A 24,005-nucleotide genomic window follows, 5' to 3' on the forward strand; every position below is an offset into this window, starting at 1 on the left:
AGGTTGTAATCGAGTTTGTTTGATTTAACGCAAGGGCACCATGTTCAAAGCTTTTCTCTCCCCCATTTTGTCCGGCGCTTTTATCGGCCTGCTGGCACTGTCGGCCACTGTGGCAACGACGGCACAAGCCCAAACCACGCTGCGCGTGACCACCATCCCCGAGGAAGCCGCCACCGAGCAGGTGCGCAAGTTCACGCCCTTGGCCAACTACTTGGAAAAGCAATTGGGCATGAAGGTGGTGTTCACGCCCGTGACCGATTACCCGGCTGCGGTGGAGTCTTTGGTGAACAAGAAGGTCGATGTGGTCTGGTTTGGTGGCTTCACCTTTGTGCAGGCCAGTATCCGCTCGGGCGGCAAAATCGTGCCCATCGCCCAGCGCGAAGAGGACACACGATTCCAATCGGTCTTCATCGCCAAGACCAACTCGGGCATCAAAAGCTTGGCCGACATGAAAGGCAAGCAGGTCTCGTTTGGCTCGCAAAGCAGCACCTCGGGCCACCTGATGCCGCGCAGCTTTTTGCTGCAAGCCAACATCGACCCTGAAAAAGACTTCAAGCGCATCGCCTACAGCGGCGCGCACGACGCCACCATCGCCTCGGTGGTCAGTGGCAAGGTCGATGCCGCTGCGCTGGACATCACGGTTTGGCGCAAGTTTGTGTCCGAAAACAAGGTCAACACGCAAGACGTGAACGTGTTCTTCACCACCGCGCCTTACTTCAACTACAACTGGTCTGTTCATGCCGACATGCCCGCCGATTTGCGCGAAAAGATCAAGGCCGCCTTGCTGGCGCTGAACCCGTCCAACCCCGAGCACGCCGAGATCTTGAAGCTCAACCGCTCGACCCGCTACATCTCCACCACGCCCGAGAACTACAAGGGCTTGGAGTCGGCGGCCCGCAGTGCAGGTTTGCTCTAAAGCCTGAGCCCTTGCGCCGTGAACATCGATCTGCAGTCTTTGGAGGCGCGCCACCCGGCCGCTCTGCCGGGTGCCCCAGCGGCCTTGCGTGCGCTCAACCTGCGTTTGGGCGCTGGCGAGCAGGTGGCCATCATCGGCCCCTCGGGCGCGGGCAAGACGACCTTGCTGCAGGTGTTGGCTTGCGCGCAGCGGCCCACCCAGGGCACGCTGCAGCTGTCGGGCGTGAACCCTTGGACGCAATCGCCCGGGGCACTGCGCGGTTTGCGCGGTCAGTTGTTTTTGGCCCCGCAGGTGCCGCCGCTGCCGCCGCGCCAACGCGTGGTGACATCGGTGCTGGCCGGGCGCTTGCCTGCCATGGGTTTATGGGCCAGTTTGCGCTCGCTTTTCTATCCCACCGACATCCCGGCGGCTTATGAAGCGCTGGCGCACTTTGATTTGGGTGACAAATTGTTCGAGCGGGTGGACCGCTTGTCGGGCGGCGAACGCCAGCGCGTGGGTTTGGCCCGCGCCCTGTTGGCACCGGCCAGCCTGTGGCTGATCGACGAGCCGCTGTCGGCCCTTGACCCGATGCGCGCCCGCATGGCCATGACGGCCTTGGTGGGCTTGGCCGCCGAACGTCAAGTCACGCTGGTGGCCACCTTGCACCAGGTGGACATGGCCTTGGCGCATTTCCCGCGCATTGTGGGTTTGCGCGACGGACAGCTGGTTTTTGACTTGCCGTCTGCACAAGTCAGCCGCGAGCACTTGGCCCACCTGTATGACCAGCACGAACACGAGTTGCGCGGCGAAGCGCCGATCAGCGTGGACGAGCCGGCCCCGGCTGCGCCGGCTGTGATGCATTGCCGCTGACGCGCACTGCGCTCTGAACCTCAAGTCCGCGAGATGTCTGCCACCGTTTCCCGAATGCCCGATGCGCGCCCGCCTGGGTTGCCACCGGTCAGCGCGCGCCCGGGTGCGCCTGCGCGAGACCCGGCGTTTTTATCTCGGGTGTTTTGGCTGAGCCTGGCTTTGGTGCTGTTGTGGCCATTGGGCGTGGCCACCGAGTTCCGTTTGTGGGTGCTGTGGGAGCCTGAAAACCGAAAAGTGACGGCGCAGTTCTTGTCCACCTTTTGGCCGCTGATCCACAACGCCGAGTTCATGGACATGGTGGTGCGCGAAACATGGCGCACCGTGGCCATGGCCACCGCGGGCGTCACGCTGGCGCTGGTGCTGGCCGTGCCTTTGAGCCTGCTGGCCACCCGGGTGTTGTCGCTCTCGGCCTTGTCCGGCCGCATGGACCGCTGGCCCGCTGTGCTGCGTTGGTGCGTGCGCGCCACTTTGATTGTGCTGCGCAGTGTGCCCGAGCTGGTGTGGGCGCTGGTGTTTGTGCGTGTGGTGGGTTTGGGGCCCACGGCGGGGGTGCTGGCCATTGCGCTGACCTATGGCGGCATGCTGGGCAAGGTGTACGCCGAAATTTTGGAAAGCGGCGAAAGCCACGCCACCCAAACCCTGATGCGCAACGGCAGTGGCCGCCTGCAGGCTTTTGTGTATGCGCTGCTGCCCAGCCATGCGGCCGAGCTGGCGTCTTATACGGTGTACCGCTGGGAATGCGCTATCCGCTCGTCGGTGGTGTTGGGCTTTGTGGGTGCGGGTGGTTTGGGCCAGCAACTGGACAACTCAATGAAGATGTTCAATGGTGGTGAAGTGGCCACCTTGCTGCTGGTGTTCATCGCGCTGGTGGCGCTGGCCGACCGCTTGAGCGCTTGGTTGAGAAAGGCCTTGGCATGAAGCCTTTCCCACGCGAGGCGGCCAACCCGCCCTACAAATTGCCGCCGCCCTTGTTTGACGCCCGCTGCCGTGCCTGTTGGTTCACCGCCGCTCTGCTGGTGTTGGTGGTGGCCAGTTTTGTCTCGCTGGATTTGGACTGGGCGTCTTTTGCGTCCATGGAGGCCGCGCGCAGCATGGGCCGCTTTGTGGCGGAATTTTTCCCGCCTGATTTGTCGTCCGTGTTTGTGAAGAAAGTGGCTTGGGCTGCTTGGGAAACCCTGGCCATGTCGGCGCTGGGCACCGTGATGGCGGCGGCGCTGGGCTTGGCGCTGGCTGTTCCCGCCAGCCGCATGTCCGCCCAAGACCCGGCTTGGCTGCGCAGCCCTACGCGCTGGTTGCTCAATGCCCTGCGCGCCATCCCTGAATTGGTGTGGGCTGCCTTGCTTTTGATCTCTGCGGGCTTGGGGCCCATGGCGGGCACTTTGGCCTTGGCACTGCACACCAGCGGCGTGCTGGGTCGCTTGTTTGCCGAGGCGATGGAGAACATCCCCACCGGGCCTGGCGACGCCCTGCGCACGCAAGGCGTTGGTCCGCTGCGCGTGTTCTTTTATGCCACCTTGCCCCAGGTCTTGCCGCAGCTCATGAGCTACACGCTGTATCGATGGGAAAACAACATCCGCGCCGCCGCCGTGCTGGGCGTGGTGGGCGCGGGTGGCTTGGGCCAAATGTTGTCCTTTCACATGGGTCTGTTCCACATGAACAAGACCGCAACCATTTTGGGCGCGATGCTGCTCATGGTGGCCTGTGTGGATGCGCTGAGCTTTGCGGCGCGTCGCTGGCTAACCCGTTGAGGCGCCCGCATTCAAATCAGGCTGAACCCCAACCACGCGGCTGTGCCCCACATCATCAGGGCTACCGCGCCGTCCAGTGCGCGCCAAACGTGCAGTGAGTTCAGACGCCGACCCAGCCAGAAGGCGGCCACGCCCAAGCTCAGGAACCACAGCATCGAACCCGCGGCCGCGCCCAGGCCAAAGCTGGTGCTGCCTTGCCCATAGGCCAGTGATGCGGTGCCGATCAGCACCGCCGTGTCCAGCCAGGCATGCGGGTTGAGCCATGAAAACGCCAGCGCCGACACAAGCGCTTGGCGGCGTGTGACGGAGGCTGCTTGTACATGCCCTGTGGATTTTCCGGCCTCAGCCTTGGCCTCTTCGGGCTGGTTCAGCACCAAAGCCGTGGGGTGCAAAAACCGCTGAAACGCTTGCCATCCATAGACCGCCAAAAACAGCATGCCTGCACCGACCAAGGCGCCGTGCAGTTTGTCACTCAGGCCGCCCAACTGCGCCAGGCTGAGCACGCCCAGGCCAATCAAGGCGATGTCGGCCATGGCGCAAACCGCCACCGTCAGCCACAGGTGCTGGCGCTGCAGGCCCATGCGCAACACGTGGGCGTTTTGAGGGCCGATGGCCATGATCAAGGAGATGCTCAGCACCATGCCGGCGGTGAAAGTAGGAAGGCTCAAAACCATGGCAAATCTCCTGAGGGGCGGCTGCGAATGGGCTGGAGTGTGCGCCAGACAGGCATTGAATTAAATGATGTTCAATTAAACTCATAATACTCAATATTTTTTAAATCAAACATGCTCGACGCCCGTCAACTCGAAGCCCTGGCCGCCGTGGTCGAACATGGCGGCTTTGGCGCGGCGGCGCAAGCCTTGTCCATCACGCTGGCGGCGGTGTCCTTGCGCATCAAGGCGCTCGAAGAAGGCTTGGGCCAGCGCTTGCTGGTGCGTGGCAAGCAGGTGCGGGCCACCCCCGCCGGACAAGCCTTGTTGGCCCACGTCAAGCAAGTGCGCATGATGGAAGCCGATGTGCTGGGCGGGCTGCAGGGTACGTCTGACCCAAGCGGTGCGCGCAAGGCCGTGCGCTGGCAATCGCTGAGCGTGGCCATCAACGCCGATTCAGTGGACAGCTGGTTTTTGCCGGGGGTGGCCGCGATGCTGTTGCGCCACCATGTGTTGCTCGACATCATGATCGACGACCAGGACCACACGCACGATGCCCTCAAAAGCGGCGATGTGATGGGCTGCGTGACCACCTTGGCCGAGCCCATGCGCGGTTGCGTGGCCGAGCCCTTGGGGCGCATGCGCTATCGCTGCGTAGCCACTCCGGCCGTGCTCAAGCGCTGCCGCACCAGCGCCGGGGCGGTGTCCGTGCACAAACTGCTGGCGCAACCGGCCGTGATTTTTAACCGCAAGGACGCCTTGCAAGACGCCTTTTTGGCCCAGCACTTTGGCCTGCAGCAGCCCCATTACCCGCGCCACTTTGCCCCTGCCGTGGGCGCGTTTGAGACCGCCATCGAACTCGGCCTGGGCTGGGGCATGGTGCCCGAGCAGCATTTGGCCCAACGCCCGACGCTGCAAGAACTGTTGCCGGGGGCAACGGTGGATGTGGCCCTGTATTGGCAGCACTGGGCGCGCGAGGCCCCGTCAGCCCAGCGCCTGACCCAAGCGGTCAAGGCCGCAGCGGCGCTGCATTTGCGCCAGGCCTGAGGGTCAAGACCTCTGGGTCATCGGGCTGATGCCCTGATTTTCTGGTTTGCATTGCGCAGTGTGTGTTGCCCCACAACGTGCATCGGTGCCCTTGTGTACCGTGGTCCCCAAGCTGGACGTGGCGTGTCTTTTCGAGCATGGCATGGGTGTATCCAAGGGTCATCTTGTGGGCACTGTCTGCGAGCACATCGATCCATGCAATTCAAAGGATGAAATATGGGCACCGAATGGGGGCTGACCTCGGCCCAAGCCGCTCGGCGCCTGGCGGATGAGGGCGCCAATGCCCTGCCCGGTAGTGCACGCCGTACGCTGTGGTCGATCGCTGTGAACACCCTGCGAGAGCCGATGTTCTTGTTGCTGTTGGCCGCCGGGATTCTGTACATCACGTTTGGGGATCTTCAGGAGGGCTTGACCCTTTTTGGCTTCGTGCTGCTCACCTTGGGGCTCACGCTCTACCAAGAGGGCCGGACCGAGCGGGCCATCGAAGCGCTGCGCGACCTCACCAGCCCGCGTGCCTTGGTCATTCGTGACGGCCAAGCTCTGCGTATTGCTGGGAGTGAGGTGGTACGCGGCGACCTGATCAAGCTGAGCGAAGGCGATCGCGTGCCCGCCGACGCCTTGCTGGTGCTTGTCGACGGGCTGCAGGCTGACGAGTCCTTGCTGACGGGCGAAGCGGTTCCGGTGAGCAAGCGGGTGGCGTTGCCCGATGAAATCAGCTCAGCAAGCCAGGTGGACTCGGCGCAGTGGATGGCGGGTGGTGACGATCGCCCAATGGTCTGTGCAGGCACCTTGATCGTGCAAGGCAGTGCGCTGGCGCGTGTGATGGCCACGGGTGCGCGCAGCCAAATCGGTCGCATCGGGGATTCGATGCTCAGCTTGGCGCACGAGCGATCGCCCCTTCAGCAACAAACAAACCGGCTGGTGCGCAACTTGGCCTTGCTGGCGCTGGGTCTGAGTCTTGTGCTGGTCTTGGTTCATGGATGGCTCCAAGGTGATTGGTTGCAAGCCTTGCTGGCCGGCATTGCGCTGGCCATGGCCTTGCTGCCCGAGGAATACCCGGTGGTGCTCACCGTGTTTCCAGCACTGGGCGCCAAGCGTCTCACGCAAGCAGGGGTGCTCACCCGACGCATCAACGCCATTGAGACCTTGGGCGCCACCACCGTGCTGTGCACCGACAAAACCGGCACCTTGACCGAGAACCGCATGACCGTGACCCACCTGGTTGCGGGCGGCGTCGATCTGACAGAGCGCCTCGCCCTGGATGCACTGGCCGAAGGCCCCCTGCCCGAAACCTTTCACCCTCTGTTGGAGCTGGCCATTTTGGCCAGCGTGATCGACCCCTTTGATCCGATGGAGAAAGCCTTCCATCAACTCGGGCAGCGTTTTCTGGCCGGCACAGAACACCTGCACCGCGACTGGCTACTGGTGCACACCTATGCGCTCAGCCCGCAATTGCGCGCCATGTCACACGTGTGGGCCGCGCCGGGTGACGGCGTTCAGACCGTTGCCGCCAAAGGCGCACCCGAAGCGGTGATGGACCTGTGCCACCTCAACAGCGCACAGCGTTCCCACATCAGTGGGGTGGTCGACAGTCTGGCCGCCGAGGGTTTGCGTGTGTTGGCCGTAGCGCGTGGATCCTTTGCAGGGCAAGACTGGCCAGCCCAGGCGCATGATTTTGATTTTGAATTCATCGGGCTTCTTGGGCTGGCAGACCCGGTTCGCGATGAAGTGCCCGCAGCTGTGGCCGAATGCCGTGGCGCGGGCATCCGCGTGATCATGATCACCGGCGACTACCCCACCACTGCGCGAACGATCGCTCATCAAGCAGGACTGGACCTGCGAGAGGGTGATGTGCTGACGGGTGAGGAGATGGCGGGGCTTGGCGATGAGGCGCTTTGCCGCCGCATCGCCAGCGTGAGCGTTTGTGCCCGCATCTCACCCGAACAGAAACTGCGCATTGTTCAAGCGCTCAAAAAACGGGGTGACATCGTCGCCATGACCGGCGATGGCGTGAACGACGCTCCGGCACTTCGTGCGGCGCATGTGGGCGTGGCCATGGGCCGGCGTGGCACCGACGTGGCCCGCGAGTCGGCCGCGCTGGTGCTGATCGATGACAATTTCGCGGCCATCGTGGCCTCGATTCGCTTAGGGCGCAGGATTTTCGACAACCTGCGCAAAGCCATGTCGTACATCTTGGCCGTGCACGTTCCCATTGCCGGCATGGCGATGCTGCCGGTGCTTTTGGCTTGGCCCAGCCTGCTCTACCCGATGCATATCGCCTTGCTCGAGCTCATCATCGACCCCGCGTGCGCGGTCGCTTTCGAGAACGAGCCTGCAGAAGACGACGTGATGCATCGCCCGCCACGTGATGCGACAGAGCCGCTGTTTGGTGGTGCCACCTTGCTCTTGGCCTTCGTTCAAGGACTGGGTGCGCTGGCTGTCGTGATGTTGGCCTTTGCATGGGCCCAAGCGCGTTTGGCCGAACCCGAGGCACGGGCCTTTGCTTTTGCCACTTTGGTTGTGGGCAATTTGGCCCTGATCCTCTCCAACCGTTCAAGCCAGCGCTCGCTGTGGGCTGCGTTACGGGCACCGAATCGGACCTTGTGGGTTGTCTTGGGGCTGGCTTATGGGTTGTTGTGGGTCTCGCTCTATCTGCCCTGGGCGGTGGATGTATTGCGCTTTGCGCCCTTACCCGCCCACGAGTTCGTGTCGGCCTGTGCGCTGGGTTTGCTGAGCTTGTTGTGGTTTGAAGGCATCAAGTGGGTACAGCGCCGATACCTGACGACGACAAGCAAGCCATGAAGGTTGAAAGCTGACCCCGTTCATTCGGATGCCGTGTTCAGTGCCGTGCGGCGCGGGCGTAGATTTGCGCCGCCCACAGCGCGGCAGTGCCCAGCAAGCTGGCCAGCAGCAGCCACCACAGCGCCAGGGTGTAGCCCAGCTCGGGCGACCACAGCAGACCCAGCGTCAAAGGCGCAGCGGCGCGGGCCAGCGCAATCGGCAAACCCAGCAGACCATTGAGCTGCCCGACATGCTGACGGCTCACATACTGTGCCATGGCCGTGCCTTTGACGATGGTGTTCATCCCATTGCCCAGGCCATACAGCAGCACAAACACCAGCGAGGCGACTGGACTGAGGCCGCCCATCAGCAAAGCCAGTACGCCGGCCGGGATCAAGGTCGGAATCCAGCGGTTGGCGGCGTGCACGTCCCAGTAGCGCTCAAACACAAACAGCACCAGCCGACCCAGCACCTGGATCACCCCAATGGCCGCCGGGATGGCGATGACCCAGACCGGGGACAAGCCCGACTCTTGCAGCAAGGCGATCATGTGTGCAGGCAAGGCCGAGGTGACCGACATGGTGAGCACCATGAACAAAGCCAACAACCAAAAGGGCGGATGGCGCAGGTGTTCGCGCACCGAGGTCAGTGGCGCTGCGTCCTGTGCAGCCGAGGGCTCGATCAGGGTGCGCGGCGCCCCTTTCAGCAGCCAGCCATGCAGGGGCGCGCACACCAAAAGCTGCAGCGCAGCCAGTGCCCACAGCGCTTGCCGCCAGCCCCACAGCTCCATCCACCAGGCAAACAGCGGAATGAACACCGTGCTGGCCAAGCCGCCCAAAAAAGTCAGCGTGATGATGGCACGCCGAAAGTCCTGAGGAAAACGCCGCGTCACCACCGCAAAGACCGGGTTGTACAAGGTGGCCGCCATCCCCAAGCCCAGCCAAATCCAGGCGGCATAAAAACCCGCCACCGTGGTGACAAAACTGTGCCCCACCAAGCCCACGGCCATCCACAAGGAGCCCAGCGTCATGACCCAGCGCTCACGCCCAGCATCGATCCAGCGCCCCACCCCGTAAGCCATCAAACCCTCTGCCAGCAGCGCCATGCTGAAGGCCAGCGATGACTCGGCCCGGTTCATGCCCAGCTCGGCTTCAAGGGGCGCCATCAGCAGTGAAAAGGTGTAGAACACACTGCCCCAGGTGATGAGCTGGGGCAGCGACAGCCAAAAGCTGAAGGGGCCTAGGGCTAAAGCGCTCGGGGCGTGCGGGCGAGCATGGGGCATGCGTTGATTATCCCGATGCCCCAGTGCTTCACCTGTCGTGTCTGCGCGCCCATCTTGGGGGCTTCACTGCCCCTTGAGTACCCGCCGGTACTGCACCGCTTCGGCCACATGGGCGGCGGCGATGGTGTCGCTGCCTGCCAAATCGGCAATGGTGCGTGCCACTTTGAGGCTGCGGTGCGTGCTGCGCCCACTCCAGCCGAGTTTGTCGGCGGCCCTTTGCAGCAAAACGGTGGCGCTGTCCTCGAGCCGCGCCTGTGCGTCGATGGCTTGGCCTTGCAGCTCGGCATTGGCGCAGTGCTGCCGTGCCATGGCGCGTTCGCGTGCGGCCAAGCTGCGGGCCGCAATCTGCTCGGTGCTTTCGCCCGGCGGTGCGTTCAAGAGATCTTGTGCGCTGAGGCTGGGCACTTCGATGTGCAGGTCAATCCGGTCCAGCAGCGGGCCACTCAGCTTGCCCTGGTAGCGGCTGACTTGGTCGGGCGTGCAACGGCACGACCTGGTCACGCTGCCCAGGTAACCGCAGGGGCATGGCAGCGTTGCCTTTTTGCGAAGCCTCCAAATCATCCTTCCGGGTCTTTCCATCAGGCGCGTTCACCCCAAAGAACCCGTCCCGCGTACTCTGGGGGAGCGGATTCGGACGGCAAGAATGGCGCAGGGACTCACACAGAAGGAAGCCGCCAAGCTTTTGGGTGTCTGCCCTGAAACGGTGCTGCACTGGGAAAGGGGGAGTACTGAACCTGCCCCCAGTGACTACCCGCAGCTCGTTGCCTTTGCCGGGGAAGATATCTTGCCGGAAGGTAGTGATCTAGCGGTGCGTCTTCTTCGTCACCGCCTCTTGGCGGGACTGTCACGCAAGGCGGCGGCCAAAGTCTGGGGCATAGATGAAGAAACGCTTGCGGGCTGGGAAGCCGGGAAGAAGGTCACGCAGGCAAGGCATCAGAGGCTACTTGAAAGGGTGCTTGCATAAAACAAAAAGCCGAAGGAGCGACCTTCGGCTTTTGTCTTGTGCGCGGGTTCTCGCGTTTCCCCCAGCGCCTCTTGATGCATCGAGTAAAAATCAACTATCACGAAGTGACTGACTCTCTGGACTTTGAAAAAACACAGTGTCGCCAGAAAGAATGTCACTACGAACTGAGATGCCTGACCATGCAGGCGGTTTTCACAAAGGTTTTTTCACACGGCGCACAGACTTTTGCTGTCCACCCTTCAAGACTTTTTGCGCTTGTTTTGTTGTCCGCTTGACCACCAGCAAATCCTCCTTCCGAGCCCGCGCAAGCATGGTCAGCAGAGTTTTTTGTGTCAGCGGTTTTCGTCGTTGTGCCATAAGGCCACCTCCGTTTTCGCAAGTGCCTGCAGGCGTGTATCTCTTGCGAAGACGGTGAGCGGCAAGTCCCCAGCGGGAAAGCTACTGACCACAAAATCAGGAACGTATTCTAAGGAATTTTGAAGTGAGTGAAAAGCTACGGGGTAGCTGAAGGCTGCTTGATGCCGACATGCTCTTCGAGGTCGGCCACCACTTTTTCACCCTTCTCATTTACGTACTCTATAAGGGCACGCGGGCGGTTGCCAGTCTCGTCCACAGCAGAAAGCGCAGCCCGGAGCGCCAGCGCCTGCCGAAGCAGTTCGCTGTCGGTGAGTGTGGGGTTGGCTTGCTTGAGCGATTCCCACAGCTCAAGCCACACCCCTGCAAGTCTGAGCGTCACGTTCTCACTTCTGTTTGACACAGGCGCAGCGATCCCCGCAAGCCGTTTAAGGGAAAGGGCGCTACTACCCAAAGCACCCCCGCTGATCGGGGTGTTCTGAGGGGCGTGAAGGCGCTTTCTGACCATTCAAGAATTGTAGTCATGGCTAAGTCTTACAAAACACACCCGCCAATCATAGACTATACATTACGTCTCACATATATGTTTTGTGGTACAAATACAAGAACACAAAACTTCATAGGAGATGACGCGATGGAAACGAAAAGTATGTGGCTGGTGTCGGTGCTGGCGGTAGGGCTGCTAAGCGCCTGCGCGTCACCAGGCTCTGGTTCGTCGTGGGGATGCACAGCCAGCGGCCTCGTGAACTCGCATTACACGGGCGGCGACAGTGCACTCATTCACCTGCAAGGCTTCAGCTCCGGCGGCAACTATGCGGTGACAAAAAGCGCGGATGGAAACGTGGCCACGGGCACCACGGCAAACGGCACTGCGTTCCAGTGTGTGAAGAAGTAATGAATACCAAGGAAGAATCATGAAACAAAAAGTCCAGATCATGTTCGCGCTGACATCGCTCCTGCTCAGCGGGTGTGCCGCACCACTCCTGATGGCCCCGACACTTCTCATGGGTGCACATACCGCTGCACTCGTAACCAAAGAGCGCGGCGTAGCTGTCACCTTCGACGAAAAATCAGTTGAAGCAGTCACTGCGCAGAAAGGGAATGTCCTCGTTCGCACGGTAGGTGTGGTGAGCACCAGCCCGCATGTGATTGGTGGGGGCGGTGGTGTTGCCGTGGCCGTGGCCGAAGAATTGAGTGCGCAAAAGTCTTTTGCGGTGGTAACCCCCGCGCAAGTGACGCGCTATCTCAGTGAAGGAGGACGCGGCGCAAACGTCAGCGGCAAAACCAAAGCCGATGTGTCGGATGACTTGCTGGCCCTGTGCGGCAGTAAACGGGCGGATGCATTTGTGATCCCGAACTATCAGCCTTCGATGGGGCCGGGGAGCATCGACGGCATGCAGGCCATGCTTTCCTTTGGAATGAACACCAAGCGCAAAGACAAGATGACGCTGGGCGTCTTCACCTGTGATGGCAAAGCGCTGCGTGAGATGACGGGAACCGTGGAGGTGGACATTGGTGCCAAGACACCTGACCCGAGCGAAATCGATAAGGTTGTGGGGCTGGCGATGAGCAAGCAGGTGATCTCACTCTTTGGGGGCGCACAATGAAAAACCTTTGTATTGCTGCCTTGTGTATGAGTTTTGCTGTGAGCACTGCATACGCGCAGACCCCGACAGAAGAGAAAAATTCTTTTGGTGGCCCAAAACTGGAAGTGCCAAAAAATATTCCTAGTCTCCAGATTCAGTTTGAAGAAGAGGGCTGGGGAGATAAACGTATTGCCCCCAAAATGCAATGTGCTCGCAATGGTGGGGACAAGCCCGCATCACCAAAGATGTCCATTGACGGCGCGCCGGAAGGAACAAGCAGCCTGATTGTGTATGTTCTCAATGAGCCGCCTTCTTGGGACAATCATGGACTGTTTCGTGTGATGCCAGCCTCAAATCGAGATGCAGGGACACCATGGGTTATTCCCTCGATTGGAAGCAACCGAGAATTGGACAAACTGCCCAAACGAGTCAAGCCCTATGCAGGGGGAAACTCATGGGGGCGGGTGTACTCCGCACCGTGTCCCTCGGGAGGGTCGTGGCGCTATACAGTGGCCGTCTTTGCTGTTGATGATGCAGACAAGGTGCTCGCCTACGGTAAGACCATCATGGGGTATGCACCATGAGGCAGTCAGTACAGATATCTACCTGCATGGTCATGACCCTGGCTCTTGCTGCCTGCGGTGGTGGTGGAGGAGGTGGTGAAAGTTCGCCCGCTCCGGCAACGGGAGAAAGAACATTTCCTTCTCAGGTGAATATTCGCGGAACAAACTACACCGCGCTCATGTCCAGTGGAATGCGTCTTTACGGCCAGAACGGCCTTTTTGAACTTGCCTGCGTTTCGGCGGGAAAAGACTGTGACATGGGGGCAACAGAAATTTCGTATGAAAACGGAACGGCAAGCCAGGCAGTTTCTGCCGATGGGGGCATCACTCTTTCTTTGAAAAGTCCTGGGGGAGTAAATACCACGACGATGAAGCTTGATAGTCAGTGGGGAATGCTGCAAGACCCCCGGGGCTGCACCTATTCACGACCCCTACAGTTGCCAGCAGATATTCCTCTGACTGTTGGAAATACGTACAGCACATCAGGCGTGACTGTGACGAGAACCTGCCCAGATGGATCATCAAGTACAGACACATGGTATGGCCGCAAATTTTTCATTCAGACGGACACAGGAGAAACTACTCAGTGGACATATGATGCCTTTGATGCGGCGAAGGTTCACAGCTATCAAGTTTCTTTTTCCATTACTTGGGACACGGTACAAAACACGATTGGTCGGATGATGCTGATCGACATCTACGATTACAAGAAAAACAAAGGCGTGCTCTTTAATAGCGCACCTTAAGTTTCAAGCCGCTTCTTTGCGATCTAGATGCGCCGAACTCATCACCCGAGCGAGTGCATTCCGGCGGGCCAGCGCCTCATCAGGTGAGGAAAATTTCACCTTGCTCTTGACCGTGTAGCCCCGTGTGACGGTCGGGACTGCTTCAGGGGTAGGGGATACTTGCCGGAATGCCTCAAAGAAGTTTTCCACTTCTTCGGGCACCAAGAACGTGACCCGAGGCAGTTCATCCGCAGAGAGCTTCAACCCCATGTAGTTGCGCAGCGAAGTGCGCTGTCGCTCGGTAGATGCCAGCACCACGACACTTGTCCCGCCTGCCTCAAAACACTTGCGCACATTCCCGAGCTCATGTTCGCGGCTGGTGGTGACAGAGATTTCACAGAAGAGTGTTTCATCGTTGCGAGACAGAAGCACATCGACGCGCCCACTATCCTGCACCTCATATTCAAGACTTGCCTTGAAGCCGCAGCTTTCCCCTGTGGACTGAAGCAGGCTCGCCAAATATTGGTGACGCACACCACCGCCCCCCGTGGGCTTTACGCGAACAACGGGAAGGGAAGCAGAGGATGTTTTCCGTAGAGGGACAACATTTGGCGGTGTGTCTTCAATGACATCAGGCACTTCAAAAACGTCCGTGACGTGATCAGATGCAGGCGCTTCTTCAACCGTCTTCTCACTGAGCGGCACATCTTCGGGTACAACTTCTGGCAGGGGCGAAGTGGGTTCGACCTGCGGGAACCGTGCCCGTGATGCTTCGCGCATCGTTTCGTAGAAAGAAGCGGGAAGCGTGGCCTTCTTCTCCGCAAAACCCAGTGGCACAGAAAAGGTGAGCGCTGTTTCTGTCACATTCTTGGCGAACAAGGCAAACTGCGTCGTGGATTCTTTGCGGGTGCGCGACTCCAAAAAGTCAGCGCTGGTGCGCATCTCGGGTGCTAAAAGCAGCGCGTCTTTGTGGCTCAGTCCGCCATAGAGTTTGATGGAGGTGTTCGTGAGCACGCCATCCCGTTCAGCCGCACCCAGTTGGCCCATGTGCTGATGGGCGAAGGTAAACGCTCCCTTGTATTTGCGCACGGCGGTGAGCAGCCTGATGAGCACAGGGTCAATGACTTCACCCGCTTCATCAAGATAGACAAAAGTCGGGGTGCGGTCTGCGGGGTGAAGGGCTGACCGCCTCAAGAGTGCCTGCCCCAAGAGTGCCACCAGTGCCCGCGTAAAAATCCCCGAGGCTTCGGCTCCCATGTATGTCAGTGAGGTGTTCACAAAAATGACGGAACCGTCCTGGAGCGCTTGATACAGATCGAGACTACGGCCCGTGCCGCTCATCATGCGGTCGAGGGTTTGATTCGATAGCACCCCATAGATGCGGGACAGCACCTGCTTTTTGGTTTCTCGCAGTGACGCATCAAAGAAGCGTGTTTCAAAAAAGAGTTTGGCCGTGCCATCCAGCCTCTCCATGTATGGCTGAAACTCGCGCCCGTCTTCCATCAGTTTGCGCAGGGTGTGAATGGACGCGCCGGGTATGCTCAAAAGCAAGATGCCGACATAGCGAAAAAGTGCTGACTGTCTTCCGGTGAGTTCACTTCCTAAAAAGCTTTGAAAGAAATATTCAAAGAAGTCGAGGCTGTTGTTTTGCACTCCTTCGCGCACTTCCGGGGGCAGCTTCTCCATGCCGCTGCTGTCAAAGAGATTGAGGTGTACCGGAAAGTCCCGGTCAGTCGGGTCAATAAAGATCACCTTGCCGTGATACGCGGCGGCGCTCAAGTGAATGCTGCGCGACATGGTGCGCATAAGGTCACCATGGGGGTCAAAGATGACGAGCGACTGGCGTTCTTTGGTGCCTTGCTCCAGATCATCATCAATCAGGTATTGGAGCAGCTGGGTTTTGCCATGCCCGGTGCCCGCCACGATGTGGGTGTGCTCAAAGCGGATGCTGCGGGGGATGGGTAGTGTGACCGCGCTTGAAAGAAGTGGCACAAAGGGGGTGCTGCCCGCATACACATCCAGTAGCTCTCGTGGGTCGTCCCGCGCATACTGTGGCGGAGCAATGATTTTCTTTTTGGAGCGTAGTCTGTCTTCATAGGCAATGCCCGATGCGGCATAGATACCGCGCTCAAACTTCTTGAGTAGTCCATCAAAAAGATCAGTCGCTTGCACATCCGGTGTGCCGATAAGCAGCATCAGCTTTTCAAGAAAGACCGGAAAGTCTTCGATCATGTCGCATAGGGGGAGACTGCCTGAAAGCCGGGGTGGTGCCTCGACGCTGCCATCGGTGCGCGGATCGGCAAGGGCTTCAGTGGGGAGCGACTGGAGAAGGAGCACCAAGACGCTTTTCATGGTGCTGCGCCAGAGTGGCAGAAGCTCTTCTTCGCGGACGAGCATGTCTCGGATGCCCGTAAGTCTCTGGCGAATCATCACGCCTTCCTTGAGACTGCCATCCTGTGCGCTCAATGTCTCGGGCAAGTCAATCAAAAAGTCTTCCGAAGACAGGAGGGAAAGCACCAGGTGGAGAAGCGGCGTGCCCATGGCTTCATCAACCGAGACCCCCGCCTCTTCCAACGCTTCACCCAATAGTTCGCGGATGAATTCAAAAGCCTTTTCGTCAGTGTCAAAAAAAGAAGCCGCCCGCAGGCGGCGCACCTCAGCAAACAGTCGCTGAGTTTCTTTTTCTTCTTTGGACAGGCGGGGAGAAAACGGCCACATGGGCATCATCCCAAGTTGTAGGTCTTGACCTCTTCGCCTTCAAAGTTTTTGGCGGCCACCAGAATCTGGTGGAAATTTTCTGCCGCCTCTTCAATCTGTGCTTTGGCGGCCATCATTTCCGTGATGTCTTTGCACTCGATGGTGCGGCCCTTTAAAAGTTCATCGACGGTAAACGAAAGCTGCAAGGCTTTGGCGGCGAGGTGCATGCCGATGCTGGCCATGGTGCCCATTTTGTTTGCAAGTCCCGTGACACCGGGCACTTTTTCATAGAGCACGGTGCCGCCCATTTTGTAGCGTTTCACCAAGGCTGCTTCTTCATCAGTCAGCCGCGCCTTGATGTCGAGCACAAAGATGATGGAGCCAAGGCCCATCATTCCTGACTTCTGGGATTTAGACAGTAGCATTTCCATGAAAGTCTCCGATTGTCTTTGTAGGCAAAAGGGTAGCAAATGGCGGGGGCGTCTGCAATACAAAAACACACACCCTAAGGTGTGTGTGAGTCTTGCGCCCAGGTATCCCCGTGCAGCGCATAAAAGGTAAGTCCGAGAGCCGCTGCGTCAAACAAAGATTGACGCGGGTCTTGGGGGAGCCAGATTTTCCGCTTGGGTGGAAGCTTGGGCGCGAGGCAGTCGATGTGGAGCGCAATTACCCGTGCAATGTCATGTTTGCGCGTTACTTTAAACGGGCTAAATGCATGACGGATGGCGCTCTTGTCATAGGCATAGACTGAAAAGCCTTTGGCACTGCCGAGTTCTGCGATGCGGGCATAAAGCCTGCGTACCCGTGAGGTGCGCCTTGACTCCCAGCTGCTGACATCTTCAATGACAAGGGCATCGGGGACATACTTGTCCAGCAAGTTTTCCACTGCGGACAGTACGCCCTCATTTTTGTTCGCATCCGTGATGGTGCGAACACCCCAGTCAAAGGGAGACAGCGGGGATTCAAAAAGGACAAAAGAAAATCCGCGTGTTGTCGGATAAAGCGCGAGAACGCGCGGCATGTGAGGTGATCTTTTCATGCCTCTATGCCGCGACCACCTCCGCCAGTTCTAAATTGGTAATGGCAGCCTCTAGCACTTTGGTGCGGGCGGCTGGTGATTCGCCGTCAGCGCCCAAAAGGTCATAGCACCGCTCTTTGAGACTGGCGGCAAAGGCGGCGTGTTCGCCAGGGAAAAGCGCCTCATGGGTCTTGCCAAACAAGAGTTCGCAGATGACCACCTGCTGCCGCTGGGGAAGCCGGGTGCCGTTTTCCAGCATGGATACGGAGCTGCGCGACTCCAGTCCTAAAAGAAATGCCAGGTCTTTTTGTGTGAGCGCATGGGTGCGCCGCAACGTGCGCAGATAAATGGGAAATGATGTTTTCTGTTCCACCATAGATATGTGTGCCGCTGACATTAGCATCAGCGTGCTTCTACAGTGTCGCAAAAGGAAGGGGAAAGATGAAGGAGGGGGAAGGTCACTGGGGGTGACGCCAGTCCTACAGTAGGGAAAGCACTCCGCTTGACAACCCCTTATAATCCGCTCAAAATTTGAATCGCTTACTGGCGAGGGTCAGGAGCACGCCACACAAAGAAGGTGGCGAAGCCTTGTAAGAGGCAAAAGAGTGCAGGAGTTTCCTGCACACGATGGCAACTGTTGATCTAGACCTAGAGGACTCCCTATGCATACTTTCATCCATTCCAGCGCCTAAAGCTGGAAGTCTCCCGAGAAGACTAACTCTCGGAAAATTTCTTTTTTGCTTCTTGCATCACTTGCTACCTCTTGAGGGGGTAGGCAGGTTTTTTGCATTTTGCGTATTGCTTTGGGGCTGGCTTTGTGGTAACTTCTTGCCACGTGCATACGATGCCTCCTCCGCGATAGGATCGCGGAATAAGAAAGCCCCAAGATGCAGTCTACGCATCTTGGGGCTGAGGGTGGCTAGAAGCCGTTGGACCACACGCCAAGGTAGAAACCTAGTCGCGAATTCACCTGCTTGTCAGAGCATGTGAATAATTACATAATACACGATGCAGTAAATTTTGCAAGCGTTGTGTCGATGGGTTGATTTTGGCGTGGTTTTCAATATTTTTTGGAGAGACCACCATGACTAAAATTTGCCACTGTAGAGAAGTTCCAGACGAGAAACCGACCTCCCAAACCGAGTCAGCAACTCAAACGCCCCAAGGTTCGGGGTACGGTTTTACCGATTTGTGCGTTGACGTGTTTAGCGCCGCAACAATCGGAGTTCCGAAGAGCTTGGTAGATGCAGCAGTGAAGGAGTCGAAGAAATGACCAAGCCTTCAGAATTTCCCAACACAGCCTTCGAGGAGGGATACCGCCGAGGTCGAGATGGCAAAGGCAGTTCTGCTGGTTTACTCGAAGGAGTCTTCGATACGCCGCAAAAGCAGCGTCAGAGAAATTCGGGTTACCAACAGGGTCGTAAAGACCGCTTACGCCGAGGCAAGTAAGAAAAACGACCGGGGCGTAAGCCTTGGTCGTTTTTTTGGGACATTGGGACATTGGGACTTCACCCAGACAAGGAAGCCTTCCATCATCCCCAGAAACAAAGCCATATACAGCAAGAGGAAGGGTTCCCCCTTCCTCTTTTACTTACTCCCAACGTCCCATTGTCCGAGCTGCACGCCATAGCGGCTGCACAGTTCCCGAAGTTCTGCTTCTCCTGGTAGCTTCACCCAATAGACGCTACTCTTCCACAGGGTAAATCGCAGCGCCGTGCGCATGAGACTTCCCACATAGCGAGAGGTGAGCGGGCGCTCAAACTCTTCGCCGTGTAGCAGCATCGCATCACTGACGACATCCCGCAACTTCACGGTGTCCGTGTTTTGTTTGCGGGCAACAGCAAGCGTGACTTGCAAAAGGAGTGAGACCGGGGACATGGCGCGTGTAGTGCCTCGCTCTTTCTCTTCACGCATGACATGCCGCAACAAGGTGGTGCGCACTTCGGGCGGTGGCGTGAGGGACAAAAGTGGCAGCAGCATTTGAAGCCCTCTCGGGCTTACATCTGCGACATCCACACTTTCAAGAGGAGTGATCTTCCACAGCATATCCAGCCGAAACCGCAAGAGCCTGCCGCGCAAGACTTCAGCCTCCATCTCTGCACTTTTGGGTAACTGCTTGGGAATATGTGCAGGCACTGGCCGCACCCCCATTTCTTCTGTCAGAAAGCGTGATTCAAGCGCCAGATCGGAAAACTCATGGCGCATGGCGACGAGCTTGGGGCCAAAGACAGCAAAGGCTTTTGGGTCAAACACTTTTCCTTCCTGCTGCACACTGCGCAGTACGGGAAACCCCGCCACCGTGCCGCTGTTGAGTATCTTTGTGATCTCGGCTCGTTCATCAGAAAATCGGAAATCCGCCTCATCAAAAACCAGTGACCCACGAAAGAGATCAAGCGTGTGAAAGATCGGGGAGATGGTGGTGGCACCACTGGCAAACATCGGCTTGTACAGCAGACCCCCAATCACTGACAGCCCGCGTGTCTTGCCGCTGCCATAGTCACCCCGCAGCCGGAGATAGGGCATCTGTGGAAAGCGGTCATACACCCACGACAGAATGATGTACCAACTGGCAATGACTCGGAAGTCATCCGAGAGTGCGACATAGCGCTCTAGGTGTTCCGAAATTTCTGAGGCCAGGGTTTGCACATCGCGCCAGTCACCGACCGCAGTCGGCAAGAGCACCACCTTATGTGCCAGCAGATTGTTTGTGGCGGGGATGGGGAGCAGTGAACGCGCGTGTGGCAGTGAGAGCGTTTCTTCCTCTGAAACTTCACCGCCCTGCCACACCACAAAACGGCTGCCTTTTTCTGTCAGCACTTGCTCGGCAATGAGTGCATGACCTTCGTCTGCGTAGCCGCTCCCATAGAGCTGAGATTTATCTGTCTTTGGTTTTTTTTGTTCCATCAGCACAGCATAGAAAAAGCAGTGCTGTTTAGGCAGGGGCACAAAGGACGCTCTGGGTGACCACCTGCCTTCATGAAAAAACGCCCCCTATTGCGCACACTGTGATGATGACGGAGGAAGACATCATGAGACGCTTACAAGAACTCGCGGCACAGTGTTTGCCGAATGCAGCCACAGAAGAGCGGGAGCATTTTCATGCTCAAGTAGAAGAGCTGTACCGCCGCTTGCAGGCGCTCCTTGACGAAACCGTCTGAAATGGTAGTCTGTACTCATAACAACAAAAACATGAAAAAGTATTTCGGATACATCCGTGTCTCCACGGTCAAACAAGGTGAGAAGGGAGCCTCACTGACAGAACAAAAAATCGCCATCGAAACCTATGCCAGCAAGCAAGGGCTTTTCATCAGCGAATGGTTTGAAGAAACAGAAACTGCCGCCAAAACAGGCCGCAGACTTTTTCGGCGCATGCTCACACGGCTGCAAAAAGGAGACGCTGAGGGCATCGTTATTCACAAGGTAGACCGGGGGGCGCGTAATCTGGCTGACTGGGCAGAACTCGGCACCCTCATGGATCAAGGGATACCCATTCACTTCGCCCATGAAGCGCTTGATCTTTCATCACGGGGTGGACGTCTTTCTGCCGACATTCAGGCTGTGGTGGCCGCTGATTACATCCGCAACCTGCGCCAAGAGGTGAAGAAAGGGATGTATGGAAGACTAAGGCAAGGTTTCTTTCCCTTCGGTGCACCACCAGGCTATTGTGACAACGGCAAAGGAATGCTCAAGACCATTCATCCAGTGCAAGGGCCACTTGTCAAAGAGGCATTCGCGCTCTATGCCAGCGGTCGGTACAGTCTCAAGGAATTGCTGACGCATATGACGGCCAAGGGCTTGCGTGGTGCACGCGGTCAAAAGCTGTTTGTGTCCAACTTCTCAAAGATGCTCGACAATCGTTTTTACTATGGCCTCATCACCGTTCGTGGTGAGACCTATGTCGGCAAGCATGAGCCGCTCATCAGCAAAAGGCTCTTTGACGAATGCCGTGCAGTTGCAGAAGGAAGAACCTTCACGCGAAAGCCTGACCACGCTCGCAGCGAATTTCTATTCCGAAGACTGGCTCACTGCGCCACATGTGGACGGGCCTTGTACGGTGAAAGACAAAAGGGTCGTGTCTATTACCGCTGTCACTCTGGCAGTTGCAAAGGCACCTGTGTGCGTGAAGACCATTTTCGCGAAACAATGAAAGCGCACTTGTCACAGCTGCCGCAGCGTGACCTGCTCACAGAGATGTTGCAGCTTCACTTTGAGATGGATGAAAACAAGAAGGCTCACGGTGAAGATGATCGTGAAAAGCCTTGGAAGCTTCGCACCTCGAACGCTCTTGCCCTGAAAGAAAGACTGACTGACCTCTTGATCGACGGTACGCTGTCAAAAGAAAGCTATGAGTCCCGCATGGCTGAAGTGAACAACACCCTGCTGGTCATTGACGCGGAAAAGACCAAAGCCACAGAAGGGGATGCGATTCGGCATGCAAGAGCCAAGAAATTTCTCGAACTGGTAAATGCCTTGTATGTATTGCCTGAAACAGAAAATGCCGCGAATCATCGCGACATCCTCAGACTGACAATTTCGAACGCCTCTGTGCAGCAAAAAAACATTGAATTCACTTGGGAAAAACCTTTTCAAGTGCTCTTTGAGCATGAGGGCATCCATGGTGGTGCACCGTTTCGAAAACTCCACCGAAATGCAATACAAAAAATCACCGCGAGTGACGAAACTAACTCCTTCATGGAAAAGCTCTTTGATAGCCTGATGGACTGGGATGCTGCTGATCTCTTTCCAATAGAAAACCACGCACCAGGTGCGTGGCCAAAAAGGTCAGATGAGGCCGCGCTCGGCCATGCTGATGTGTGTCGTTCCGGCAATGACCACATGATCGAGCACCCGCACATCGACGAGTGCCAAAGCGCTCTTGAGTGATTGGGTGAGCACTTCATCGGCGCGTGAAGGCTCGGCTACACCACTGGGGTGATTGTGTGCCAGCACCACCGCAGCCGCATGAACAGCCAAGGCTTTGCGTACCACCTCACGGGGATACACGCTGGTTTGTGAGAGCGTGCCCCTGAACATGTCTTCGATTTCGATGAGCCTGTTTTGTGAATCGACAAACAACACGGTGAACACCTCATGATGCCGCTCTTTGTAGTGCAGCTTGAGATAGCGGGTCACACTGTCCGGTGATGAAAATGATTCGTCACGGTAGATGCCTTCACACAGGAGCCGCGTCACCAGTTCCCGTGCCGCCCGCAGTTTGTAGTGAATCCGCATTTCATCCGCAGGGTAGAAAAGCGGTGTGAGCGTCCCTTCATAGGTAAGCCATTCTTTTTCTCCGGTGAGGATGGCCAGGAGTTGTGCATCGCTTTCACTCATGACGTTCTCCCGGGGAACAGGTCATTCCATGCGGTGGGCTTAAATGACAGATCACACTCGATGAGTGCGAAGTTCTCGGAGAAGCACACGCTTTCCAGTTCGGTGATGGAAACATAGCCCCATTCATCACAGGCAAGACCCGTGACGAAGCCAAAGCAAATGTCTTCGCCGTCATGCTCGGTGAGATACCACCGAGCACTCAGGAAAGGTGAAAACAGAATGCAGTACACGATGGGGTTGCGTGAAGCCTCCTGGCTGTAGAGCGGATGTCCCGCCAGTCGTTCTGTGATTGCAGTGCGCAGGTTCATGAGATTTCCTTTCAGTAAAGAGCTGTGTCCTTACACAGAGTAGAAAAATCACGCACAAAAGAAACGAAGCCAAAACGTCACGCGTGGTGACCTCGCACCCTCTCCCAAAAAAGATGCCAAACCCGTAGGCTGTCCTCATGAGAAAGGACATCACATTTTTTGGATTGACCAATGCACGGCTCCCACATCGCCCCGTGGGAATCTATACCGAAGACCGTTTTCAGCACCTCTATGTCATTGGAAAAACAGGAACCGGAAAAACCACTCTGATTGAAAATTTCATCCGGCAAGACATCGCGGCAGGGAGGGGAATCATCCTGCTTGATCCTGATGGTGACCTCGCGCATCGCATCACCAAAAACATGAGTGAACAGGACACACAGCGGCTCACATACCTATCCCTCGGCAAGCCGGGGCGCTATGGATACAACCCATTGAAAGCGGTGGCTCCGCACCTCATCCCACTCGCCGCATCAGGCATCTTGGACACGTTCCGCCATCACTTTGGTGAAAAGGCATGGGGGCATCGCATGGAGCACATCTTGAGGTGTTGCCTCTATGCGCTCCTTGAATACGGCACGGCCACATTGCCGGACATCCTGCGCCTTTTGGATGACAAGGACTATCGGCATGAAGTTTTAGGTCATGTACACAACCCGCAAGTTCTGTATTTTTTCCGTGAGGAATATGACAAGCTCCTGCCGCGTACACGCCAGGAGGCCATCGCCCCCATACAAAGCAAAGTGGGGGCCTATCTTGCAGACCCCCACCTCTACAAAACACTGGTGGACTATGAGGAGGAAATCTCACTGCGCCGCATCATGGATAGGGAAGAGATGCTTATCGTGAATTTGTGCAGGGGCCGCAGCGGCAGTGACAGCGCCCACTTGCTTGGAAGCCTCTTGGTCACCACGATTACCCTTGCGGCACTGTCACGCACCAGTCTCCCCGAGACAAGTCGAGTGCCTTGTTTTCTCTATCTGGATGAATTCGAGCACTTCCTCACGGGCAGCAGTGCGGGCATGCTTTCCGAGGTGCGCAAGATGAAGCTCTCGGTGATGCTGGCGCATCAGTACCTGGCGCACCCGAGTTCGACACGAAGCGCTGTAAGTCCTTGATTCGTATAGGCCACGATCGCAAGTTGCCACTACAGCAGGCTCAATTGGGTATCTGGATTGGGATT

25 protein-coding genes and 1 pseudogene are annotated in these 24,005 nt (G+C 57.6%); 15 read left to right on the top strand and 11 right to left on the bottom strand.

All coding sequences use genetic code 11. The features are described 5' to 3' along the window. Positions 1 to 40: 40 nt before the first annotated feature. The 4 genes from ABWQ00_RS12955 to phnE are packed head-to-tail and all read left to right on the top strand — an operon-like array spanning position 41 to position 3,513. Positions 41 to 916: a putative selenate ABC transporter substrate-binding protein gene (locus ABWQ00_RS12955; RefSeq protein ID WP_353239092.1), complete on the top strand. Its 876-nt coding sequence runs from the start codon at positions 41 to 43 to the stop codon at positions 914 to 916. A gap of 18 nt (positions 917 to 934) precedes the next feature. Then, the gene (locus tag ABWQ00_RS12960) at positions 935 to 1,765 is read left to right on the top strand and encodes a phosphonate ABC transporter ATP-binding protein (RefSeq protein ID WP_353239093.1); all 831 of its coding nucleotides are present in this window, start codon (positions 935 to 937) and stop codon (positions 1,763 to 1,765) included. Between the two features lie 54 nt (positions 1,766 to 1,819). After that, positions 1,820 to 2,683, top strand: coding sequence for a PhnE/PtxC family ABC transporter permease (locus ABWQ00_RS12965; RefSeq protein ID WP_353239117.1), 864 nt, complete (start codon positions 1,820 to 1,822; stop codon positions 2,681 to 2,683). Beyond that, positions 2,680 to 3,513, top strand: coding sequence for a phosphonate ABC transporter, permease protein PhnE (phnE, locus tag ABWQ00_RS12970; protein WP_353239094.1), 834 nt, complete (start codon positions 2,680 to 2,682; stop codon positions 3,511 to 3,513). The genes ABWQ00_RS12965 and phnE overlap by 4 nt, the downstream gene beginning before the upstream one ends. Positions 3,514 to 3,524: 11 nt before the next feature. Here phnE and ABWQ00_RS12975 read toward each other — a convergent pair whose 3' ends face one another. Continuing rightward, positions 3,525 to 4,187: a LysE/ArgO family amino acid transporter gene (locus ABWQ00_RS12975; RefSeq protein WP_353239095.1), complete on the bottom strand. Its 663-nt coding sequence runs from the start codon at positions 4,185 to 4,187 to the stop codon at positions 3,525 to 3,527. Between the two features lie 111 nt (positions 4,188 to 4,298). Between ABWQ00_RS12975 and ABWQ00_RS12980 the strand changes: the two genes are divergently transcribed. Continuing rightward, positions 4,299 to 5,210, top strand: a complete 912-nt coding sequence (locus ABWQ00_RS12980) for an HTH-type transcriptional regulator ArgP (RefSeq protein WP_353239096.1) — start codon at positions 4,299 to 4,301, stop codon at positions 5,208 to 5,210. A gap of 216 nt (positions 5,211 to 5,426) precedes the next feature. Then, complete coding sequence (locus ABWQ00_RS12985) at positions 5,427 to 8,012, top strand: cation-translocating P-type ATPase (RefSeq protein ID WP_353239097.1); 2,586 nt, start codon at positions 5,427 to 5,429, stop codon at positions 8,010 to 8,012. A 37-nt stretch (positions 8,013 to 8,049) separates the two neighbouring features. Here the strand turns inward: ABWQ00_RS12985 and ABWQ00_RS12990 are convergent, their stop codons facing one another. Together ABWQ00_RS12990 and ABWQ00_RS12995 are read right to left on the bottom strand one after the other, a co-directional pair. Further along, positions 8,050 to 9,273 (bottom strand): MFS transporter, encoded by a 1,224-nt coding sequence (locus ABWQ00_RS12990; protein ID WP_353239098.1) that lies wholly within the window; start codon positions 9,271 to 9,273, stop codon positions 8,050 to 8,052. A 63-nt stretch (positions 9,274 to 9,336) separates the two neighbouring features. After that, positions 9,337 to 9,801: pseudogene (locus ABWQ00_RS12995) on the bottom strand (magnesium chelatase subunit ChlI family protein); the annotation flags it as partial. Between the two features lie 13 nt (positions 9,802 to 9,814). Here ABWQ00_RS12995 and ABWQ00_RS13000 point away from each other — a divergent pair. Beyond that, positions 9,815 to 10,237: a helix-turn-helix domain-containing protein gene (locus ABWQ00_RS13000; RefSeq protein WP_353239099.1), complete on the top strand. Its 423-nt coding sequence runs from the start codon at positions 9,815 to 9,817 to the stop codon at positions 10,235 to 10,237. Between the two features lie 493 nt (positions 10,238 to 10,730). Here ABWQ00_RS13000 and ABWQ00_RS13005 read toward each other — a convergent pair whose 3' ends face one another. Beyond that, positions 10,731 to 10,973: a hypothetical protein gene (locus ABWQ00_RS13005; RefSeq protein WP_353239100.1), complete on the bottom strand. Its 243-nt coding sequence runs from the start codon at positions 10,971 to 10,973 to the stop codon at positions 10,731 to 10,733. Between the two features lie 141 nt (positions 10,974 to 11,114). Between ABWQ00_RS13005 and ABWQ00_RS13010 the strand changes: the two genes are divergently transcribed. The 4 genes from ABWQ00_RS13010 to ABWQ00_RS13025 are packed head-to-tail and all read left to right on the top strand — an operon-like array spanning position 11,115 to position 13,486. Next, positions 11,115 to 11,486: a hypothetical protein gene (locus tag ABWQ00_RS13010; RefSeq protein ID WP_353239101.1), complete on the top strand. Its 372-nt coding sequence runs from the start codon at positions 11,115 to 11,117 to the stop codon at positions 11,484 to 11,486. 19 nt (positions 11,487 to 11,505) lie between these two features. Beyond that, a complete protein-coding gene (locus ABWQ00_RS13015; RefSeq protein WP_353239102.1) occupies positions 11,506 to 12,198 on the top strand; it encodes a hypothetical protein in 693 nt (230 codons plus the stop codon). Further along, the gene (locus ABWQ00_RS13020; RefSeq protein WP_353239103.1) at positions 12,195 to 12,761 is read left to right on the top strand and encodes a YbhB/YbcL family Raf kinase inhibitor-like protein; all 567 of its coding nucleotides are present in this window, start codon (positions 12,195 to 12,197) and stop codon (positions 12,759 to 12,761) included. Before ABWQ00_RS13015 ends, ABWQ00_RS13020 begins: the two co-directional genes overlap by 4 nt. 26 nt (positions 12,762 to 12,787) lie before the next feature. Beyond that, positions 12,788 to 13,486 carry a hypothetical protein gene (locus tag ABWQ00_RS13025; RefSeq protein ID WP_353239104.1) on the top strand — a complete coding sequence of 233 codons (699 nt, stop codon included), beginning with the start codon at positions 12,788 to 12,790 and terminating at the stop codon, positions 13,484 to 13,486. Between the two features lie 3 nt (positions 13,487 to 13,489). Here the strand turns inward: ABWQ00_RS13025 and ABWQ00_RS13030 are convergent, their stop codons facing one another. The 4 genes from ABWQ00_RS13030 to ABWQ00_RS13045 are packed head-to-tail and all read right to left on the bottom strand — an operon-like array spanning position 13,490 to position 17,556. After that, the gene (locus ABWQ00_RS13030) at positions 13,490 to 16,183 is read right to left on the bottom strand and encodes a type IV secretory system conjugative DNA transfer family protein (RefSeq protein WP_353239105.1); all 2,694 of its coding nucleotides are present in this window, start codon (positions 16,181 to 16,183) and stop codon (positions 13,490 to 13,492) included. A 5-nt stretch (positions 16,184 to 16,188) separates the two neighbouring features. Continuing rightward, entirely contained in the window at positions 16,189 to 16,656 is a 468-nt protein-coding gene (locus tag ABWQ00_RS13035; RefSeq protein WP_353239106.1) for a hypothetical protein, read from the bottom strand. 11 nt (positions 16,657 to 16,667) lie between these two features. Continuing rightward, positions 16,668 to 17,183 carry a hypothetical protein gene (locus ABWQ00_RS13040; RefSeq protein ID WP_353239107.1) on the bottom strand — a complete coding sequence of 172 codons (516 nt, stop codon included), beginning with the start codon at positions 17,181 to 17,183 and terminating at the stop codon, positions 16,668 to 16,670. 22 nt (positions 17,184 to 17,205) lie between these two features. Beyond that, positions 17,206 to 17,556, bottom strand: coding sequence for a helix-turn-helix transcriptional regulator (locus tag ABWQ00_RS13045; RefSeq protein ID WP_353239108.1), 351 nt, complete (start codon positions 17,554 to 17,556; stop codon positions 17,206 to 17,208). Between the two features lie 708 nt (positions 17,557 to 18,264). Between ABWQ00_RS13045 and ABWQ00_RS13050 the strand changes: the two genes are divergently transcribed. Then, positions 18,265 to 18,453, top strand: coding sequence for a hypothetical protein (locus ABWQ00_RS13050; protein WP_353239109.1), 189 nt, complete (start codon positions 18,265 to 18,267; stop codon positions 18,451 to 18,453). Positions 18,454 to 18,767: 314 nt separating this feature from the next. Here ABWQ00_RS13050 and ABWQ00_RS13055 read toward each other — a convergent pair whose 3' ends face one another. After that, positions 18,768 to 20,126, bottom strand: coding sequence for a hypothetical protein (locus tag ABWQ00_RS13055; protein ID WP_353239110.1), 1,359 nt, complete (start codon positions 20,124 to 20,126; stop codon positions 18,768 to 18,770). Positions 20,127 to 20,209: 83 nt separating this feature from the next. Between ABWQ00_RS13055 and ABWQ00_RS13060 the strand changes: the two genes are divergently transcribed. After that, positions 20,210 to 20,338 (top strand): hypothetical protein, encoded by a 129-nt coding sequence (locus ABWQ00_RS13060; RefSeq protein ID WP_353239111.1) that lies wholly within the window; start codon positions 20,210 to 20,212, stop codon positions 20,336 to 20,338. A gap of 31 nt (positions 20,339 to 20,369) precedes the next feature. Next, positions 20,370 to 22,064 carry a recombinase family protein gene (locus ABWQ00_RS13065; RefSeq protein ID WP_353239112.1) on the top strand — a complete coding sequence of 565 codons (1,695 nt, stop codon included), beginning with the start codon at positions 20,370 to 20,372 and terminating at the stop codon, positions 22,062 to 22,064. Here ABWQ00_RS13065 and radC read toward each other — a convergent pair. Further along, on the bottom strand, positions 21,963 to 22,514 hold the full coding sequence (gene radC, locus ABWQ00_RS13070; protein WP_502908135.1) for a RadC family protein: 552 nt from the start codon (positions 22,512 to 22,514) through the stop codon (positions 21,963 to 21,965). The two genes, ABWQ00_RS13065 and radC, sit on opposite strands and share 102 nt — an antisense overlap. Continuing rightward, entirely contained in the window at positions 22,511 to 22,822 is a 312-nt protein-coding gene (locus ABWQ00_RS13075) for a DUF2958 domain-containing protein (protein WP_353239113.1), read from the bottom strand. Before ABWQ00_RS13075 ends, radC begins: the two co-directional genes overlap by 4 nt. Before the next feature lie 137 nt (positions 22,823 to 22,959). Here ABWQ00_RS13075 and ABWQ00_RS13080 point away from each other — a divergent pair, with 137 nt between their 5' ends. Beyond that, the gene (locus ABWQ00_RS13080; protein ID WP_353239114.1) at positions 22,960 to 23,940 is read left to right on the top strand and encodes a type IV secretory system conjugative DNA transfer family protein; all 981 of its coding nucleotides are present in this window, start codon (positions 22,960 to 22,962) and stop codon (positions 23,938 to 23,940) included. Positions 23,941 to 24,005 lie beyond the last annotated feature (65 nt).

The organism is Limnohabitans sp., assembly GCF_040400975.1.
Taxonomy (GTDB): domain Bacteria; phylum Pseudomonadota; class Gammaproteobacteria; order Burkholderiales; family Burkholderiaceae_C; genus Limnohabitans_A.

Excerpts from the sequence above, each read along its gene's own strand:
- ABWQ00_RS12955 (WP_353239092.1), top strand. The coding sequence starts at position 41 with ATGTTCAAAGCTTTTCTCTCCCCCATTTTGTCCGGCGCTTTTATCGGC.
- ABWQ00_RS12965 (WP_353239117.1), top strand. The coding sequence starts at position 1,820 with ATGCCCGATGCGCGCCCGCCTGGGTTGCCACCGGTCAGCGCGCGCCCG.
- phnE (WP_353239094.1), top strand. The coding sequence starts at position 2,680 with ATGAAGCCTTTCCCACGCGAGGCGGCCAACCCGCCCTACAAATTGCCG.
- ABWQ00_RS12975 (WP_353239095.1), bottom strand. The coding sequence starts at position 4,187 with ATGGTTTTGAGCCTTCCTACTTTCACCGCCGGCATGGTGCTGAGCATC.
- ABWQ00_RS12980 (WP_353239096.1), top strand. The coding sequence starts at position 4,299 with ATGCTCGACGCCCGTCAACTCGAAGCCCTGGCCGCCGTGGTCGAACAT.
- ABWQ00_RS12985 (WP_353239097.1), top strand. The coding sequence starts at position 5,427 with ATGGGCACCGAATGGGGGCTGACCTCGGCCCAAGCCGCTCGGCGCCTG.
- ABWQ00_RS12990 (WP_353239098.1), bottom strand. The coding sequence starts at position 9,273 with ATGCCCCATGCTCGCCCGCACGCCCCGAGCGCTTTAGCCCTAGGCCCC.
- ABWQ00_RS13010 (WP_353239101.1), top strand. The coding sequence starts at position 11,115 with ATGGCTAAGTCTTACAAAACACACCCGCCAATCATAGACTATACATTA.
- ABWQ00_RS13015 (WP_353239102.1), top strand. The coding sequence starts at position 11,506 with ATGAAACAAAAAGTCCAGATCATGTTCGCGCTGACATCGCTCCTGCTC.
- ABWQ00_RS13020 (WP_353239103.1), top strand. The coding sequence starts at position 12,195 with ATGAAAAACCTTTGTATTGCTGCCTTGTGTATGAGTTTTGCTGTGAGC.
- ABWQ00_RS13025 (WP_353239104.1), top strand. The coding sequence starts at position 12,788 with ATGGTCATGACCCTGGCTCTTGCTGCCTGCGGTGGTGGTGGAGGAGGT.
- ABWQ00_RS13030 (WP_353239105.1), bottom strand. The coding sequence starts at position 16,183 with ATGTGGCCGTTTTCTCCCCGCCTGTCCAAAGAAGAAAAAGAAACTCAG.
- ABWQ00_RS13040 (WP_353239107.1), bottom strand. The coding sequence starts at position 17,183 with ATGCCGCGCGTTCTCGCGCTTTATCCGACAACACGCGGATTTTCTTTT.
- ABWQ00_RS13045 (WP_353239108.1), bottom strand. The coding sequence starts at position 17,556 with ATGGTGGAACAGAAAACATCATTTCCCATTTATCTGCGCACGTTGCGG.
- ABWQ00_RS13050 (WP_353239109.1), top strand. The coding sequence starts at position 18,265 with ATGACTAAAATTTGCCACTGTAGAGAAGTTCCAGACGAGAAACCGACC.
- ABWQ00_RS13060 (WP_353239111.1), top strand. The coding sequence starts at position 20,210 with ATGAGACGCTTACAAGAACTCGCGGCACAGTGTTTGCCGAATGCAGCC.
- ABWQ00_RS13065 (WP_353239112.1), top strand. The coding sequence starts at position 20,370 with ATGAAAAAGTATTTCGGATACATCCGTGTCTCCACGGTCAAACAAGGT.
- radC (WP_502908135.1), bottom strand. The coding sequence starts at position 22,514 with ATGAGTGAAAGCGATGCACAACTCCTGGCCATCCTCACCGGAGAAAAA.
- ABWQ00_RS13075 (WP_353239113.1), bottom strand. The coding sequence starts at position 22,822 with ATGAACCTGCGCACTGCAATCACAGAACGACTGGCGGGACATCCGCTC.
- ABWQ00_RS13080 (WP_353239114.1), top strand. The coding sequence starts at position 22,960 with ATGAGAAAGGACATCACATTTTTTGGATTGACCAATGCACGGCTCCCA.